General features: G+C 50.3%; 12 protein-coding genes. 9 read left to right on the top strand and 3 right to left on the bottom strand.

Features of this window, described 5'->3' with window-relative positions:
• Positions 1–17: 17 nt before the first annotated feature.
• The 3 genes from ACFQZT_RS19040 to ACFQZT_RS19030 all read right to left on the bottom strand — a co-directional run bounded on the left by ACFQZT_RS19040 (position 18) and on the right by ACFQZT_RS19030 (position 6,219).
• Positions 18–1,508: an NCS1 family nucleobase:cation symporter-1 gene (locus ACFQZT_RS19040; protein WP_379302428.1), complete on the bottom strand. Its 1,491-nt coding sequence runs from the start codon at positions 1,506–1,508 to the stop codon at positions 18–20.
• 206 nt (positions 1,509–1,714) lie between these two features.
• Positions 1,715–4,657 carry a DEAD/DEAH box helicase gene (locus ACFQZT_RS19035; RefSeq protein ID WP_379302427.1) on the bottom strand — a complete coding sequence of 981 codons (2,943 nt, stop codon included), beginning with the start codon at positions 4,655–4,657 and terminating at the stop codon, positions 1,715–1,717.
• Positions 4,654–6,219, bottom strand: coding sequence for an SWIM zinc finger family protein (locus ACFQZT_RS19030; protein ID WP_379302426.1), 1,566 nt, complete (start codon positions 6,217–6,219; stop codon positions 4,654–4,656). Before ACFQZT_RS19030 ends, ACFQZT_RS19035 begins: the two co-directional genes overlap by 4 nt.
• 148 nt (positions 6,220–6,367) lie before the next feature.
• Here ACFQZT_RS19030 and ACFQZT_RS19025 point away from each other — a divergent pair, with 148 nt between their 5' ends.
• The 9 genes from ACFQZT_RS19025 to ACFQZT_RS18985 all read left to right on the top strand — a co-directional run bounded on the left by ACFQZT_RS19025 (position 6,368) and on the right by ACFQZT_RS18985 (position 14,985).
• On the top strand, positions 6,368–6,565 hold the full coding sequence (locus ACFQZT_RS19025) for a hypothetical protein (RefSeq protein WP_379302425.1): 198 nt from the start codon (positions 6,368–6,370) through the stop codon (positions 6,563–6,565).
• A gap of 2 nt (positions 6,566–6,567) precedes the next feature.
• Positions 6,568–7,134: an ATPase gene (locus ACFQZT_RS19020; protein WP_379302424.1), complete on the top strand. Its 567-nt coding sequence runs from the start codon at positions 6,568–6,570 to the stop codon at positions 7,132–7,134.
• A 193-nt stretch (positions 7,135–7,327) separates the two neighbouring features.
• On the top strand, positions 7,328–9,208 hold the full coding sequence (gene htpG / locus ACFQZT_RS19015) for a molecular chaperone HtpG (RefSeq protein ID WP_379302423.1): 1,881 nt from the start codon (positions 7,328–7,330) through the stop codon (positions 9,206–9,208).
• Between the two features lie 199 nt (positions 9,209–9,407).
• On the top strand, positions 9,408–10,562 hold the full coding sequence (locus ACFQZT_RS19010) for a serine hydrolase domain-containing protein (RefSeq protein ID WP_379302422.1): 1,155 nt from the start codon (positions 9,408–9,410) through the stop codon (positions 10,560–10,562).
• Between the two features lie 192 nt (positions 10,563–10,754).
• The gene (locus ACFQZT_RS19005; RefSeq protein ID WP_379302421.1) at positions 10,755–11,111 is read left to right on the top strand and encodes a DUF3870 domain-containing protein; all 357 of its coding nucleotides are present in this window, start codon (positions 10,755–10,757) and stop codon (positions 11,109–11,111) included.
• A 124-nt stretch (positions 11,112–11,235) separates the two neighbouring features.
• Positions 11,236–12,060 carry a M55 family metallopeptidase gene (locus ACFQZT_RS19000; protein ID WP_379302420.1) on the top strand — a complete coding sequence of 275 codons (825 nt, stop codon included), beginning with the start codon at positions 11,236–11,238 and terminating at the stop codon, positions 12,058–12,060.
• A 15-nt stretch (positions 12,061–12,075) separates the two neighbouring features.
• Positions 12,076–13,008 carry an ABC transporter permease gene (locus ACFQZT_RS18995; protein ID WP_379302419.1) on the top strand — a complete coding sequence of 311 codons (933 nt, stop codon included), beginning with the start codon at positions 12,076–12,078 and terminating at the stop codon, positions 13,006–13,008.
• Positions 13,009–13,010: 2 nt separating this feature from the next.
• Complete coding sequence (locus ACFQZT_RS18990; protein WP_379302418.1) at positions 13,011–13,928, top strand: ABC transporter permease; 918 nt, start codon at positions 13,011–13,013, stop codon at positions 13,926–13,928.
• Between the two features lie 4 nt (positions 13,929–13,932).
• Entirely contained in the window at positions 13,933–14,985 is a 1,053-nt protein-coding gene (locus ACFQZT_RS18985; RefSeq protein WP_379302417.1) for an ABC transporter ATP-binding protein, read from the top strand.
• The last annotated feature ends 7 nt before the right edge of the window (positions 14,986–14,992 follow it).

Raw genomic sequence — 14,992 nt, 5'->3', positions numbered from 1 at the left:
GCCTGCTTCGAATCTATTTAACCGGCAGCTTTTTCGTCCACATGTTTGGTGATGGACCTATATTCCGTATAAGAAACGAGAGATTGATCGGTATTCATCAGCCATGTATAACAGAGCATCGAAATGATTAATCCAAATATCCAGGCCCCATCCCAAACGATTTGCAGTGGGGGTATGTTTTTACATACCACAGGGACGATAATGCCTATAACGAGAGCGTAGATGGCTTTTTGATTAAAGCCGCTCCGGTAGGAGTACCGGCCGTCAAGCTGATAGAGCTCCGCCAAATGGATTCTCCGTTTGCGTACGAACCAGTAATCGGCAATCGCGATGCCGTCTATTGGACCTAACAACGCCCCGTAAGTGCCAAGCCAGACAAAGATATAATTTCCAAAGTTTTCAAGGATGTACCACGGCTGCATGAGAAGTGAGACAAGACCGGTAATGATGACGCCCATCCGGTAGGTCATCTTTTTAGGGGCGAGATTTTCTACAGCGCGGGCAGGCGCAATGACGTTGGCCGCTACGTTGGTCGTGACGGTTGCTAAAATGATGCCTAATGTCCCAAGGAAAATGACAAAGGGTGAAAATTTAGCCAATATCGCGGCGGGATCCCAAATAGCTTCGCCAAAAATAACGACAGTGGCAGAGGCTACGGCTACACCGATGAAGGAGAATAGGCCCATTGTGGTAGGCATCGAGGTGGATTGGCCGACGATTTGCGCTTTTTGACTTTTGGAATATCGGCAAAAATCAGGGATGTTCAGCGCCAGCGTTGACCAGAAAGCTATCGCTCCCGTCAAAGATGGGAAGAAGACTTTCCAGAATTCACCTGAGCTCTTGAATGTCGAAGGTGCCGAAAGCATCGGACCCCAGCCGCCGGCGGAAGTTAATGCCCAAACCAATAAAGCAATACTCATCACAATTAAAGTAGGTGCCGCCCAGAATTCCATCCTACGAATGGCGTCAGGGCCTCTGTAAGCAATCCATACATTTAATACCCACATGATCGCAAAGGAATATCCCAGGTGCCCGGCCAAGTTGCCCCAACCGCCTAGAGCGGATAGCAAGGTGTCCAACGCGCCTCCGGCGAACCAGCAGTTGATGCCGAACCAGCCTGCGCCAATAATGCCGCGCGCCACGGAGGGAATGTGCGCCCCTCTGGAACCGAACCAGAGCCGGGCATAGACGGGGTAAGGAATGCCAAACTTCGTTCCGGCATGAGAATTTAACAAGATGGGAATGAGCACAATCAGATTGCCTAAAATAATCGTCCCCACCGCTTGCCACCAGTTCATGCCAAGAGAGATTAATCCCGCGGCAAGCGCATAAGACGGCAAGCAAATGCACATGCCGATCCACAAGCTGGCGAAATTGTAAGCGGTCCAGTTATGTTCGGATTTCCTCGTTGGACGCAATCCGTCGTTATACATGGGGCTGTCTTTAATCGATTCTTCACCTTCCGGCGTTAGTGTAACAATGCCATCCTCTTCAACCTGCAACTGCATGTGGATTCCTCCTTTTAATCTTGTGAATGCTTTCGATTAAGGGAATCTTGCTGCTGAGCGGATAGAGCGCACCCCATTCTTTCGTATGCAGTATCATTTATATTAGATTTTGCAGCTTTCAGTACATGTAAGAAAATCGTTGGGATAAAAAATTTGAACCTAGACACGAGTTTCATTGTGCCTAGGTTCCATTTGATTAAGACCGATCACCATTCCTGTCGCAGCGCAAACAAATCACGCAGTTCCTCATTGGAAAGCTCTGTTATCCAGCCTTCGGAGGTAGAGATCACGTTCTCACTCAAGCTCATCTTGCTCTCCAGCATCTCGTCGATCTTCTCCTCCAAGGTGCCGAGGGAGATGAACTTGTGCACCTGCACGTTGCGTTTCTGACCCATCCGGTAGGCGCGGTCGGTGGCTTGGTTCTCGACGGCCGGGTTCCACCAGCGGTCGAAGTGGAACACGTGGTTGGCCGCCGTAAGGTTAAGGCCGACGCCGCCGGCTTTGAGCGACAGCACGAAGATGCCCGGCCCCGTTCCGTCTACCGCCTGGAACGTATCGATCATCTTGTCGCGCTCCGCCTTGGGCGTGCTGCCGTTCAGGTACAGCACAGGCTCGCCTTGCTGCGCCTGCAGCACATCAGCCAGCATGCGGCCCATGCCGACATACTGGGTGAAGATCAGGCAGGAGTCGCCCTCGTCCCGGAGCTCGCCGACCATGGCGACGAGCCGCTCCAGCTTCGCAGAACGCGTAATAAAGGCCTCGCGCAGCTCTTCGGAGCGCAGCGACTCCTCTGACAGCGCCGTTTCCTTTGTCAGCAGCACGGGATGGTCGCACAGCTGTTTCAGCTGGGTCAGCGCGGCGAGGATGGCCCCTTTGCGCTCGATGCCCTCCAGCTCTTTCATGCGTTCCATAAGGTTCTTGACTGCTTGTTCGTAAAGTGCTCCCTGCTCCGCGGTCAAGTTGATATAGACTTTCATTTCCTGCTTGTCCGGCAGATCCAGTTGGATCGAAGGATCTTTCTTTTTGCGGCGCAGCATGAAAGGTTTAACAAGCTTTTGAAGCTGCACTGTCCGCTCCTCGTCATGATGCTTCTCGATGGGATTGGCAAAACGATGTTGAAACCCGCGCTGATTCCCGAGATATCCGGGATTGAGGAAATCGTAGATTGACCACAGCTCAGACAAACGATTTTCGATCGGCGTCCCGGTTAAAGCAATGCGGTGTCGCGCCCGGAGCGAGCGGATCGCCGCGGATTGTTTGTTCTGCGCGTTCTTGATGTTCTGGGCTTCGTCTAAACAGAGCGAACTCCACTCGGTTGCTTGCAAAGTTTCTTGATCGAGCAGTGCAGTTGTATAGGAAGTAATGACAACATCCGTATCCTTCAAAACGGCAGCAAGCGTGTCACCGCTTAGCCGTCCCTTCCCGTAATGCAGCATGACCTTTAAATCCGGAGCAAAACGGGCCAATTCCTTCTGCCAGTTGCCGAGCACGGAGGTAGGGCAGACTAGCAAGGCAGGATGCACGGACTCTTCTTTGTGATGAAGTAAATATGTGATAAATTGAACCGTTTTGCCAAGCCCCATGTCATCGGCTAAGCAGGCGCCAAGTCCAAAGTTTCTTAAGAAACTCAGCCACGTAAAACCCTCGCGTTGGTAGCCGCGAAGCTCTGCGCGCAGTCCGGCGGGCACGGGCAGCTCCTTTAATTCCGACGGCTGTCCAAGCTGACGGAGCAGTGCCAGGAGGTGCGAATTCAATTCAACCTCCATTTTAATCCGTTCTTCTTCGTCTTCTTCATCTTCAGCTTTTGTGCCGCTGCGTGTCTGCTGTTGCTGCCCTTCCGATTCGCTGAGTAAGTGCAGCTGAAGGACATCCTGCAAAGACAAGCCTTCATCCGGGTTCACGCTCTCCATGAGCCTGCGGATTTGCTCCAGCAGCGCCGGATCCAAGTAGACCCATTCGCCGCGGAAGCGGATAAGCCGCTGCTTATGGCTGAGCAGATCTGCGAAATCGGCTTCGCTGAGATCCGCATCGCCGATAGCAACCCGCCAGTCGAAGTCGACTAAGGCGTTTAGTCCAAACAGCGACTGGCCCCGGCCGCCGGCTTCGGTCGTAACCCGCGCGCGCAGGCGCGGCTTACGCTTCGAAGCGGCTTCCCACCAGCCGGGCAGCATGACGTTCCAGCCGCCCAGCAGCAGCTCGCGGCTGTCCGTGGTCAGGAACCGCCACGCGGCCTCGTCGCTCAGCGGTTCGGCGAAAAACTCACCGCCGCTAATTCCGCTTGGAAGCGCAGCGGCCAGTCTTGCCGCCCATCCGGGAGATCGTTCCCGGATGTAAGGACTCCAATCGCTGGCCCACGTGCCGTAAGCCAGCCCGTCTGAAGCTAGGCGGATCGGCACAAGCGCTGAGCCCTCTCTCTTATCCTGCAGCACCAATCGGAGGCGCCAGTCGTACTGCTCTTCGTCCGGTTCCAGCAGCTGCAAAGCAGGGCGGAAGGGGGCCGTGTCCGGCTTCCAGCCGAGCGCTGCGAGCCACTCTTCCTCGGTGAACCCGGCATCTGCCGAGACGGATGCTGATTCTGCCTGAGGTCCTCGGAACAGCGCCGGATAATCCCGCCGTAGATCGGAGATGGAGGCTTCGTCCGCATAGTGTTCTGCGGAAACGGCCGCGGAGAAGCAGGCACGCAAACCGGACATTTCCTCACCAAGTAAGTCCAGACTATTCAACGCAGCCCAATCCAGTTCTTTCAGGCTTTCCGACTCCGATTCCCATGTCCATTGCAGTTTCCCGTTCCGAAAAGAGTTGTAGCTTGGCAAATACCGGCCTGCTTTGACTTCGTCATAGAGAAGAGGCGCAGCTTCAAAAAGCCCTTTAGCGGCATCGTTTCCGCCCTCCCAACGAAGGATATCCGTGAAATTCGGCTCGTTGAAGAAGGGGAGCACCATTTCCGCAGGGAGTACTATCAATGTCAGTTCCCCAGCTTGCTGGAGCTCCAGCGTTGTTCCGTAGCAAGATGGCTCATGCCAAGCGAACAATAGATTACGGAATTTATCGCCCGGAACCTCAAGGCCGTCCTGCTGCCCCCACAGCAAGGCGTCCCCGCTATCGGTTAGCATCACATGCAAAGTCATCTCATGTAATTTTGTACTCATTCCAGCAGCTTTCCTTTCTTCAGTTCCTCCTGCAGCGCCCGCAGCCGGCTGTGCCGTTCCATAAAGCCGTCGAAGAAGCGCTCCCAACGATCGGTTTGCTTCATTTTTTTATAAACTTTTTCCAACCTCTTTAGCAGCTTGACCGCTAATTTGTAATCATGCCGATTTTTGAGGAGGACATACTGGCTGATGGCTTGGTGGTAGTACGGAAGAAGGAGGTCCGGCGCTTCCTTCTCAATGGGTTGCAGAACACTAACCCGGTGGTAGAGCGGATCATGCCCTTGGAGGATTTGCATTTCCACCCAAGGCTTCCATTTCCCCTGCTCGTAGAGCATGTCCTCGATGATCCGTGAAGAATGGGGCAGCATCTCTTCCAGAACGCGCCACATCTCTTCCTCGGCTTCAGGGACATGAGCGACAGCTACTTTCCAGTAACCCATATAATTGTCGAGTTCCTTGGTCCTTTGGCCATAAAAATAAGGGGCCGTTTTTATCAACCAATCTACTAAGAGTCCCCAATCACGGGAATCGGAGAGTTGTCCGAGGAAAGGGAGGTATAGACTGAGCGGCGCTTCTTTTAGCTTGCCACTTGCTTCCAGAGTCGCCCAAGATTCGCTGCTTCTGGACTGTTGCAGGAGCAAAAAGGCCTTAGCCGCAGAGAGGGAAGCTGAAAGCGAATCAAGCGGTTGTTTCTCAATCGCATCGATTTCAAGCGTTGCCAAGTAGCGGACGTCAGGTTGAGGCGATATCCAATGTTTCCATAGTGTCGTATAGAGGCTAAAATCCAAATACTTACGACCGGTTTCCACAGCCATCTGCTGTCGTAAATAAGCCAAAGTTTGTTCTAGCCGAGCTCCCGCGTCGGAGTACATAGCACTAAAATTGGCAGATTCTTTCCGCAGCCAAGTGAGAATTTCATCATAATTCCGATATAGCGCATAAGACGTGAAATGATAGGAGGTACTCGAAGCGTTTTGTTCTTTAATTTTCCGGACGATAAAAAGTTCCTTATGCAGTTCGAAGAAAAATCTGTCAATCGCCGTAAATGGAATCGAACTCTTCCGGATATTTTGCAGGTGAACCCGCAGCAAGTCAGCATAAATCCCCTGATCATACGTTGGTTTAAAATGACCGGTTATTTGGTTCAGTGTCTCATGCCAACTGCTAATATCCGCTCCCGGCAATTGTTCAAGCAACGAGCCTGAGGATGAGTTCATAGAGGATCGCTTCACTTGATGCCTAGCATTCACAATCTGCGAAGCCGGATAACCGAGCCGGTCGGCAAGCTCCATCATAACCGCAGCCAGATGTTTGCAGGAGGTTCGAACCGGACACGTACACGAACTGGATTTGAACTTGTCTAAATATAGCGTAACCGTGTAGTCTTCCGATCCTGTAACGCTCGCTTTCACGACACGATCCTCAGAAATGTTCAGAGTCGCCACACGCTGTTGTTTAAAATAATTAAACCCGCGGCTAAGGGTAACCTCGTTAAAAGTTTTGGCTACTTGCTCAAGCAGCTCCAACCATTGTTCATCGTTTAAAGCAGGAATCGAACGCATAGCAAAGCTCCTTGCTAAAAAATAAAGTAGGCTAACCTCTTTATTATAGAGCGGAGCGAAAAGAATTACGACATTTTCATGCAAAGCGATTAGGTGGTTGTTATGATATAATTAGAAATTAAATGAATTCCTTTTAGGAGTGAGTGTTATGTCAGTTAAAACGGGCCAAGAACTTCAGGAAGTTCTTAAGAAGGCAAGTCAGTCGGTTCGAGAGAAAGCAAAATCCACAGGTGCACCCCTGTATTATTTGCGTAATGGTAAACGAATACGTGAAGACGCAAATGGGAAAAAGTACGCTCTTGTAATCGATTCTGAAGGCAATTTGTTAGAGTTTGACATGGAATAGAGGTGTTTACTTTGCCTGAAATCTATATATTTGCTGGTTGTAATGGAGCTGGGAAATCAACACTGATCGATCATTTTGGTGGTGGATTTGGTATCATTATTAATCCCGATCAGATTGCCAAACAATTAAATCCTACCGATCCGCGAAGTGTCGATTTATCAGCTGGGAAAAAAGCGGTCGATGAAATTCGTAAATCTTTGGAGCAAAAGCAATCATTTGCGATGGAGACAACATTATCTGGGAAATTTGTTATAAGGCAAATGATAGCGGCAAAAGAATCAGGATATAAAGTATATCTTTACTACATTGGTCTTCAGGATGTTCAGATGCATATTGACCGTGTAAGGACTCGCGTTCTGGAGGGTGGACATTTTATTGCTGCTGAAGATATTATTCGTCGATATGACATTTCCCTCAAAAATTTAAAGAATGCTATTTTGGTCGCTGATATATCTGTTATATTGGATAATTCCGGGGAAGAGTATGAAATATTATTGGAAATTGAGTATGGCCAAACAAAATACCATTCTAAGCTATTACCACAATGGCTGAAAGGAATAGTACAATAGAGATCTGCAGATGCGCTAAGCACGTATACTGCAGATTCTTTGTTTTATGTCATGCAAACGAATTTTACGGAGTGGATATGAGCCTCCGCTTGACATCAAAAATTACTCTGTGTTATATAGAAATTAAGAATTAGCACTCTAACTATTTGAGTGCCAGCATACGAAGCGCTTTATTTTGAAAGGAGACCCATTCATGGAAAAAAAGCAATTTCAGGCCGAATCGAAACGACTTCTCGAAATGATGATCAATTCCATTTATTCGCAGCGGGAAATCTTTTTAAGAGAGCTCATTTCGAATGCGAGTGATGCCATTGACAAAATTTATTACAAAGCTTTAACCGATGACCAGTTGACGTTTAACCAGGAAGATTATTACGTCAGAGTAACGGCAGACAAAGCAAGCCGAACATTGACGATCTCCGACACGGGTATCGGGATGACCAAAGAAGACCTTGAAAATAACCTGGGGGTTATCGCCAAGAGCGGTTCCTTAGCTTTCAAAAAAGAAAATGAAGCCAAAGACGGGCACAATATCATTGGCCAATTCGGTGTGGGCTTCTACTCCGCGTTTATGGTGGCGGATGTCGTTACCGTAATCAGTAAGGCGCTCGGCAGCAATGAGGCCTTCAAATGGGAGTCCGAGGGCGCGGACGGATACACGATTGTCCCTTACGCGAAAGATACGGTCGGTACCGAGATTACTTTAAAAATCAAAGAGAACACCGAGGATGATCAATATGACGAGTATTTAGATGAGTACCGTTTAAAAGCGATCATCAAAAAGTACTCTGACTTCATCCGCTACCCGATCAAGATGGATGTGACTGGGCGGAGACCTAAAGAAGGCAGCGACAACGAATTCGAGGACTATAGCGAAGAACAAACCGTCAACAGCATGGTCCCGATCTGGCGCAAAAATAAAAATGAACTCACACCTGAAGATTATGAGAATTTTTATTTTGAGAAGCGCTACGGTTTCGACAAGCCGATCAAGCATATCCATATCAGTGCCGATGGCGCGGTGGTTTACAATGCGATTCTATTTATCCCGGAGAATACGCCGTTCGATTATTACACGAAGGAATATGAGAAGGGCTTAGAGCTTTATTCCAATGGCGTACTGATCATGAACAAGTGTGCAGACTTGCTTCCCGACTATTTCAGCTTTGTCAAAGGGATGGTCGACTCGGAAAATTTATCGCTTAACATTTCCAGAGAAATTCTGCAGCAGGACCGCCAGTTAACCCTGATCGCCAAAAACATCAAGAACAAAATCAAGAGTCAATTGCTGAGCTTATTGAAGGATGAGAGAGAAAAGTATGAAAAATTCTATAAATCGTTTGGCAGACAGTTGAAGTTCGGCGTCTACAGCGATTATGGAACGCATAAGGAAGATCTTCAGGATTTGCTGTTGTTCTACTCTTCCAAAGAGAAGAAGCTGGTGACCTTAGACGAGTACGTATCGAGAATGCCGGAAGATCAGAAGTACATTTACTATGCTTCCGGAGAATCGATTGAGCGCATTGAGAAGCTGCCGCAAACCGAGCTGGTAGCCGACAAGGGTTATGAGATCTTATACTTCACCGATGATATCGATGAGTTTGCGATCAAGATGATCATGTCCTATAAAGAAAAAGAGTTCAAATCGGTATCGAGCGGCGACTTAGGAATCGAGCCGGATGCCGATCAGAATCAGTCCGATGCCGAAGAGAACGATAGTAAAGATTTATTTGCTTATATGAACGACATTCTTACCGGCAAAGTGAAAAACGTCAAAGCGTCCAAGCGTCTGAAATCCCATCCGGTCTGCCTGTCCACGGAAGGTGAAGTCACGATCGAGATGGAAAAAATATTGAAAGCCATGCCGAACAACCAAGACGTGAAAGCGGACAAGGTTCTGGAAATCAACGTTCATCATGAGGTCTTCCAATCCTTGAAGGATGCGTATCAAAAAGATAAAGAGAAGCTGAATCTGTACACCAATCTATTGTACAATCAAGCGCTTCTGATCGAAGGCTTGACGATTCAAGATCCTGTAGAGTTTACCAATGATATTTGCAAGATCATGGTTTAATCAGGCTTGCACTGAGACAAATAACCCGCACTGGCATAACCCGCACTGGCATAACCCGTGCGGGTTATTTGTCATTTTTTCTGATATGCCGTCATTTTAAATAAATGTAAAAAAGTGCTACCCAGCACAGATAGACTTTATTATAATGTAAATAGATTGTAACCACGCTTTAACAAAGTCAGGACGAAGGAGGCTCGCCTTGAATGCTTTGGATGAACGGATCCGGCAGTTGATGGACAAGCACCGGATTGTTGGTTTAGCGGCCTCCGTGATAGAGGATGGGCACCGGCTTTGGAGCGGAGGGTATGGATGGGCGAATCTCGCCAGACGTGTTCCGGTTTCGGAGCATACCGTTTTCCGGATTGCTTCCATATCCAAGACGGTGGTTGCAACGGCAGTCATGCAGCTCGTGGAAAAAGAGCTATGCCATCTCCATCAGGATATCGGTGAAATACTAGGATTTCCGGTGCGGAATCCCAAATACCCGGATGTTTCGGTAACGCTTTCACAAATCATGACGCATACTTCCGGGCTTCAGGACGAATACGTTCGCTTTGTCGTCGATTCGCGTAACGAGAATCCGCCCAAGATCAAACTCGCGGATATCCTGTTGCCCGAAGGGCCGTATTATACGGAGCGCCTTTGGGGAGACGGAAAGCCTGGAGATCCAAGCCGGTTTGAGTACTCAAATCTTGGGGCCGCGGTTCTGGCAACGGTTGTGGAGAAGCTTTCGGGTGAACGGTTCGACCTGTATTGTAAACGGCATCTGTTCGAACCGCTTCAGATGAACGAGACAAGCTTCAATATCGGCGATTTCACGAATATGGACGATATTGCCGTGCTCTACGAATATGCAGAGGCCGAGGACCGGTTTTTTGTCGGTACTGACGATTTCGGGGGCAAGAAGCCGGATGCCATCGATTACAGCAGCTACGTACCGGGCACTAATGGAGCATTGTTCAGTCCTCAAGGAGGACTTCGGACGTCTGTACACGACTTGACCCGGTTTATGGAGGCGCACGCGGGGGGCGGCGAGTTGAACGGGATCCGGATCTTGAAGCCGGAGACGGCGGAGCTCATGCATACCCCTCAGTGGGCAGGACATCGGATGGATGGCTTCTTCCGCAATAGCGGGCTTCAATTTCAGATTACCGACGATCTGATCCCCGGACAACGCTTGGTTGGGCATGCAGGCGATGCTTATGGACTGCTCAGTGATATGTATTTTCACAAGCAAGAGAGATGGGGCCTCATTCTGGTGATGAACGGTCTTGTTCAGACCAAAGGGCAAGGCGTCTATTTTGAGGCGGAGGAAGAGCTTGCGCAGCTATTGCATGCTGCCTTTCTGAGCTAGCTCCGGACCCAAAGAGATTCGCTGTTTACAACATGTTATTATGATGTTAGAATATGTTACATCCTAAGGTTTTGGCTGTCTGGCGGTCGTTGGAAGCACCACTTCCCACATCCCGCACAGACGTTGGCTGATGATCGAGCGGATGCAGCAGAAGCCAGTTTTGCTCCGCAATAGCTGAAGGAGAGTGGCCTGGTGTTATACGACAAAGATACGGTTTATATCATCGGCGACGCGCAAGCTTCCGTGAACAATCCGATTACCCAGCAGTACAACGCGTTTTTTATCGGACTTGTTGTAGATACGACGAGCCATAAAATCGTGGATGCCGGATGTTCATCGACGATTCCGCTCACCTCGGAATTTGTCCGCTCCATCTTTATCGGCCACAATATGCTGCTGTTAGAAGGGGTAGCGGAGGAAATCCGGCGCAGGTATCACGGATCGTCCCAGAAAGCATTAATCGTCGCTTACAAGGACGCGCAAAAAAAATATAAAATAGCACTTAACGGCCGGGAAGAACTGGGCAACCAAGCTACCGGTACAGTGTGAGCTGCTTTATTTATCCGTATGGCAACATACACGTAAATAAAACCCGGCAGATGGTTCTTTGGGAGTAGTCGTCCCAAAGCTGTTTGCGGGGTTTTTGTCATTTGACCAAATAGGAGGATCACCCATGAAACTGTATATTTCCATCGATATGGAAGGCATCACCGGACTAGTCGATAACACTTTTGTTGATTCCAGACAGTACAACTACACGCGTGGGCAGCACATCATGACGAATGAGGCCAATCATGTGATCGGCACGGCTTTTGATGAAGGATGGCAGGAAGTCATTGTCAATGACAGTCATTCGAAAATGAACAATTTGCTGATCGAGAAGCTTCACCCTGAAACGCAATTGATCTCGGGCGATGTCAAACCTTTTTCCATGGTACAGGGACTGGATGCCTCTTATACTGGGGCTGCTTTTCTGGGCTATCATACGAGAGCGGCAAGAAAAGGCGTCCTTAGCCATACGATGATCTTCGGCGTACAGAACATGTACATCAACGAGATGGCGATCGGCGAGATGGGTTTCAATGCTTATGTGGCCGGACATTACGGCGTGCCAGTGCTTTTGGTGGCGGGAGACGACGAAACCGCCATCGAAGCGGAAGAGCTGATTCCGGGCGTCACGACAGCCATCGTGAAAAAGCGCATATCGCGGACTGCGGCGCTGTGCTTGACCCCGCAAAAGAGCGGAGAGCTGCTTCGCGAGAAAACGAAAGAAGCGCTGGCGAACGCCGATAAGGTGAAGCCGCTTGTGCCTCCGGAGAATCCGGTGCTGACGATTGAATTCGCAAATTACGGCCAAGCCGAATGGGCCAACCTGATGCCGGGGACGACGATTGATGCCAATAGCCCTGTCGTCACATATCAGGCCAAAAACATTTTGGAAGCTTATCAAGCCATGCTGGTCATGACTGAGTTGGCGATGCGAACGGCATTTTGTTAAGAAGCGGGTGATCCGGTGACACAATTTATTCTTCGCAGATTTATTTCCATGGTGGTCACACTTTGGCTGATTATCACCATTACGTTTTTCCTGATGCATGCCGTACCGGGGTCGCCATTTGAAAAAGACGGCAAGAATTCGAATCCGACCGCGGTTCAGAACATGATGGAATTTTACAATTTAGATAAGCCCCTCCCCGTCCAATACCTGATGTATTTAAAATCGCTGTTGACTTTGGATCTCGGGCCTTCCATCGGGCATTTCCCCGATAGTGTAAATTCGATGATCGAGCGGGGATTTCCGGTTTCCTTCAAACTCGGCATAGTATCCATCCTGTTTGCCATCGTTTCGGGCATAGCGCTCGGAACGGTCGCCGCCTTAAGGCAGAACCGGCTGATCGACTACTTCGCGATGGTCTTTGCCGTCATCGGGATCGCGGTGCCGAACTTCATTGTGGCGACATTGTTGATCAAATATGTGGCAGTGGAGTGGAAAATGCTGCCGGTCGCCACGTGGGGCAGTTGGAAGCACGTGATTCTGCCGGCACTTGCGCTGTCAACCGGACCGCTGGCGATCATCGCCAGACTGACCCGGGCCAACATGGTGGAAGTGCTGACGGCTGACTACATCGAAATGGCAAGGGCCAAAGGTCTCTCGCCCGCGACGATTGTCATTAAGCATGCGCTTCGCAATGCGGTACTGCCGGTCATCACGCTTCTGGGCGCTTTGGTCGCCAACATTCTCACCGGAAGTTTCGTTATTGAGAAAATTTTCGCCATTCCGGGAATGGGCAAATATTTCGTTGACGGCATTAATAATCGTGATTATGCGGTCATTATGGGTACGACCGTTTTCTACAGCGCTCTTTTGATCTTTATGATGTTCTTGGTGGATATCGCCTACGGTCTCATTGACCCCCGCATCAAGCTGCACAGAAAAGAGGGATAAGGATGAGCATTCCGGATTCATTATTTGTAGCTATGCCCAATCGGCCGGGAAATGCGGAAAAGATTGTCCGGCCTAGGCTGTCATTCTGGCAGGAAGCCTGGCTGAAGCTGCTTAAAAACAAGCTGGCCATGGCGGGCCTTATCGTCATTATTTTGATGGCACTCCTCGCCATCTTCGGCCCTATGCTAACCGACCAAAGTTACTCCAAGCAGGTGCTGCTGGAGACCAACCAGAAACCGAACGCCGTGCACTGGTTCGGTACCGATGAGCTCGGGCGCGACGTCTACGCCCGCATCCTCTACGGTGCCCGCATCTCGTTATTTATCGGGCTTATGGCGGCGTTGATCGATTTTCTGATCGGTATCGTTTATGGGGGCATCTCCGGTTACTTCGGGGGTCGCATCGACAACCTGATGATGCGGTTCGTGGATCTTTTGTATGGAATCCCTTATTTGTTGATCGTTATCTTGCTGATGGTCGTGATGGGTCCGGGCCTTCTAACGATCATCGTGGCCTTAAGCGCCACCGGCTGGATCGGCATGGCTCGAATCGTTAGGGGACAAGTGCTGAGCTTGAAATCCGCCGAGTACGTATTGGCGGCGCGGACACTTGGCGGAGGTGCAGGCTACATGATCCGTAAGCATTTGCTGCCTAATGCGCTAGGGGTCATTATCGTGCAGGTGACGTTTTCCGTTCCGTCTGCGATCTTTGCGGAAGCTTTTCTCAGCTTCCTTGGCCTCGGCATTCAGCCTCCGTTAGCAAGCTGGGGTGTCATGGCCAACGATGGTCTTCCGACCATTTTATCCGGACACTGGTGGAGGCTGTTTTACCCGGCGTTCTTCATTTCGCTGACGATGCTTGCCTTTAATCTGGTGGGCGACGGTTTGCAGGATGCGTTCAATCCAAGGCAGAGGAGGTAGCAAAATGAAAGCAACGAACCCGTCTGACGTGCTGCTGAACGTGAATAATCTGCATGTCTCGTTTACGACCTACGGCGGCGAAGTCCAGGCCGTCCGCGGTGTCAGCTTTAAACTGAATGAGGGAGAGACGCTGGCCATCGTAGGCGAATCCGGCTGTGGCAAAAGCGTAACCGCCCGCAGCGTCATGAGGCTGCTCCCCGAGCACAGCTCCAAGATCAAGGAAGGCAGCATCCGCTTCAAAGGCAAGGAGCTGACCAAGCTGAGCGAGAAGCAGCTGAGGGAGCTGCGCGGATCTGAAATATCCATGATCTTTCAGGATGCGATGACAGCCTTGAATCCGACCCTCTCCATTGGCGAGCAGATTATGGAAGGGATCATCCGCCATCAGAAGCTATCGCGTGCCGAAGCGCGCAAGCAAGCGCTAGACATGCTCGGGCTTGTGGGCATAACCAACCCTGAAATGCGTCTCAAGCAGTATTTGCATGAGTTCAGCGGCGGCATGAGGCAGCGGATCATGATCGCGATTGCGGCGGTTTGCAACCCCTCCATCCTCATTGCTGATGAGCCGACAACTGCTCTGGATGTAACGATTCAGGCGCAAATCATCGACCTGTTCAAAATGCTCCAGAAACAGACCGGCGTCTCGATCATCATCATCACGCACGATCTCGGCGTCGTTGCCAAAATCGCCGATCGGGTGAACGTCATGTACGCCGGCAAGATTGTCGAAACCGGGACGGTTACGGAGCTGTTTCACAATCCGCAGCATCCGTATACCAAAGGGCTGCTCGCTTCCATGCCGCGTCTGGACATGGACAGGAAGCTACCGCTCACACCGATCCCGGGAACGCCGCCGGATCTGTTCGCTCCGCCCCAGGGCTGCGCTTTTGCAGCGCGCTGCAGTTACGCCATGGCGGTTTGCGGAGCGTATCAGCCTGAAGAAACCCGGGTGTCTCACAGCCACTCCGTAGCCTGCTGGCTACAAGATCCGCGTGCCAAAGCTGTATTCCGGCCGCCAAACACAACGGAAGTTGGAGCCGAGGCGGTTTTAGGATAAACAACAT

Source organism: Paenibacillus sp. GCM10027628 (assembly GCF_042676385.1).
Lineage (GTDB): Bacteria > Bacillota > Bacilli > Paenibacillales > NBRC-103111 > Paenibacillus_E.
Note: the sequence above shows the minus strand (reverse complement) of the source record. Positions and strands in the feature narration are given on the sequence as shown.

What these genes read in the sequence shown, in the direction of transcription:
- ACFQZT_RS19040 (WP_379302428.1), bottom strand. Translation starts at nt 1,508, where the DNA reads ATGCAGTTGCAGGTTGAAGAGGATGGCATTGTTACACTAACGCCGGAA.
- ACFQZT_RS19025 (WP_379302425.1), top strand. Translation starts at nt 6,368, where the DNA reads ATGTCAGTTAAAACGGGCCAAGAACTTCAGGAAGTTCTTAAGAAGGCA.
- ACFQZT_RS18985 (WP_379302417.1), top strand. Translation starts at nt 13,933, where the DNA reads ATGAAAGCAACGAACCCGTCTGACGTGCTGCTGAACGTGAATAATCTG.
- ACFQZT_RS19030 (WP_379302426.1), bottom strand. Translation starts at nt 6,219, where the DNA reads ATGCGTTCGATTCCTGCTTTAAACGATGAACAATGGTTGGAGCTGCTT.
- htpG (WP_379302423.1), top strand. Translation starts at nt 7,328, where the DNA reads ATGGAAAAAAAGCAATTTCAGGCCGAATCGAAACGACTTCTCGAAATG.
- ACFQZT_RS19035 (WP_379302427.1), bottom strand. Translation starts at nt 4,657, where the DNA reads ATGAGTACAAAATTACATGAGATGACTTTGCATGTGATGCTAACCGAT.
- ACFQZT_RS19000 (WP_379302420.1), top strand. Translation starts at nt 11,236, where the DNA reads ATGAAACTGTATATTTCCATCGATATGGAAGGCATCACCGGACTAGTC.
- ACFQZT_RS18990 (WP_379302418.1), top strand. Translation starts at nt 13,011, where the DNA reads ATGAGCATTCCGGATTCATTATTTGTAGCTATGCCCAATCGGCCGGGA.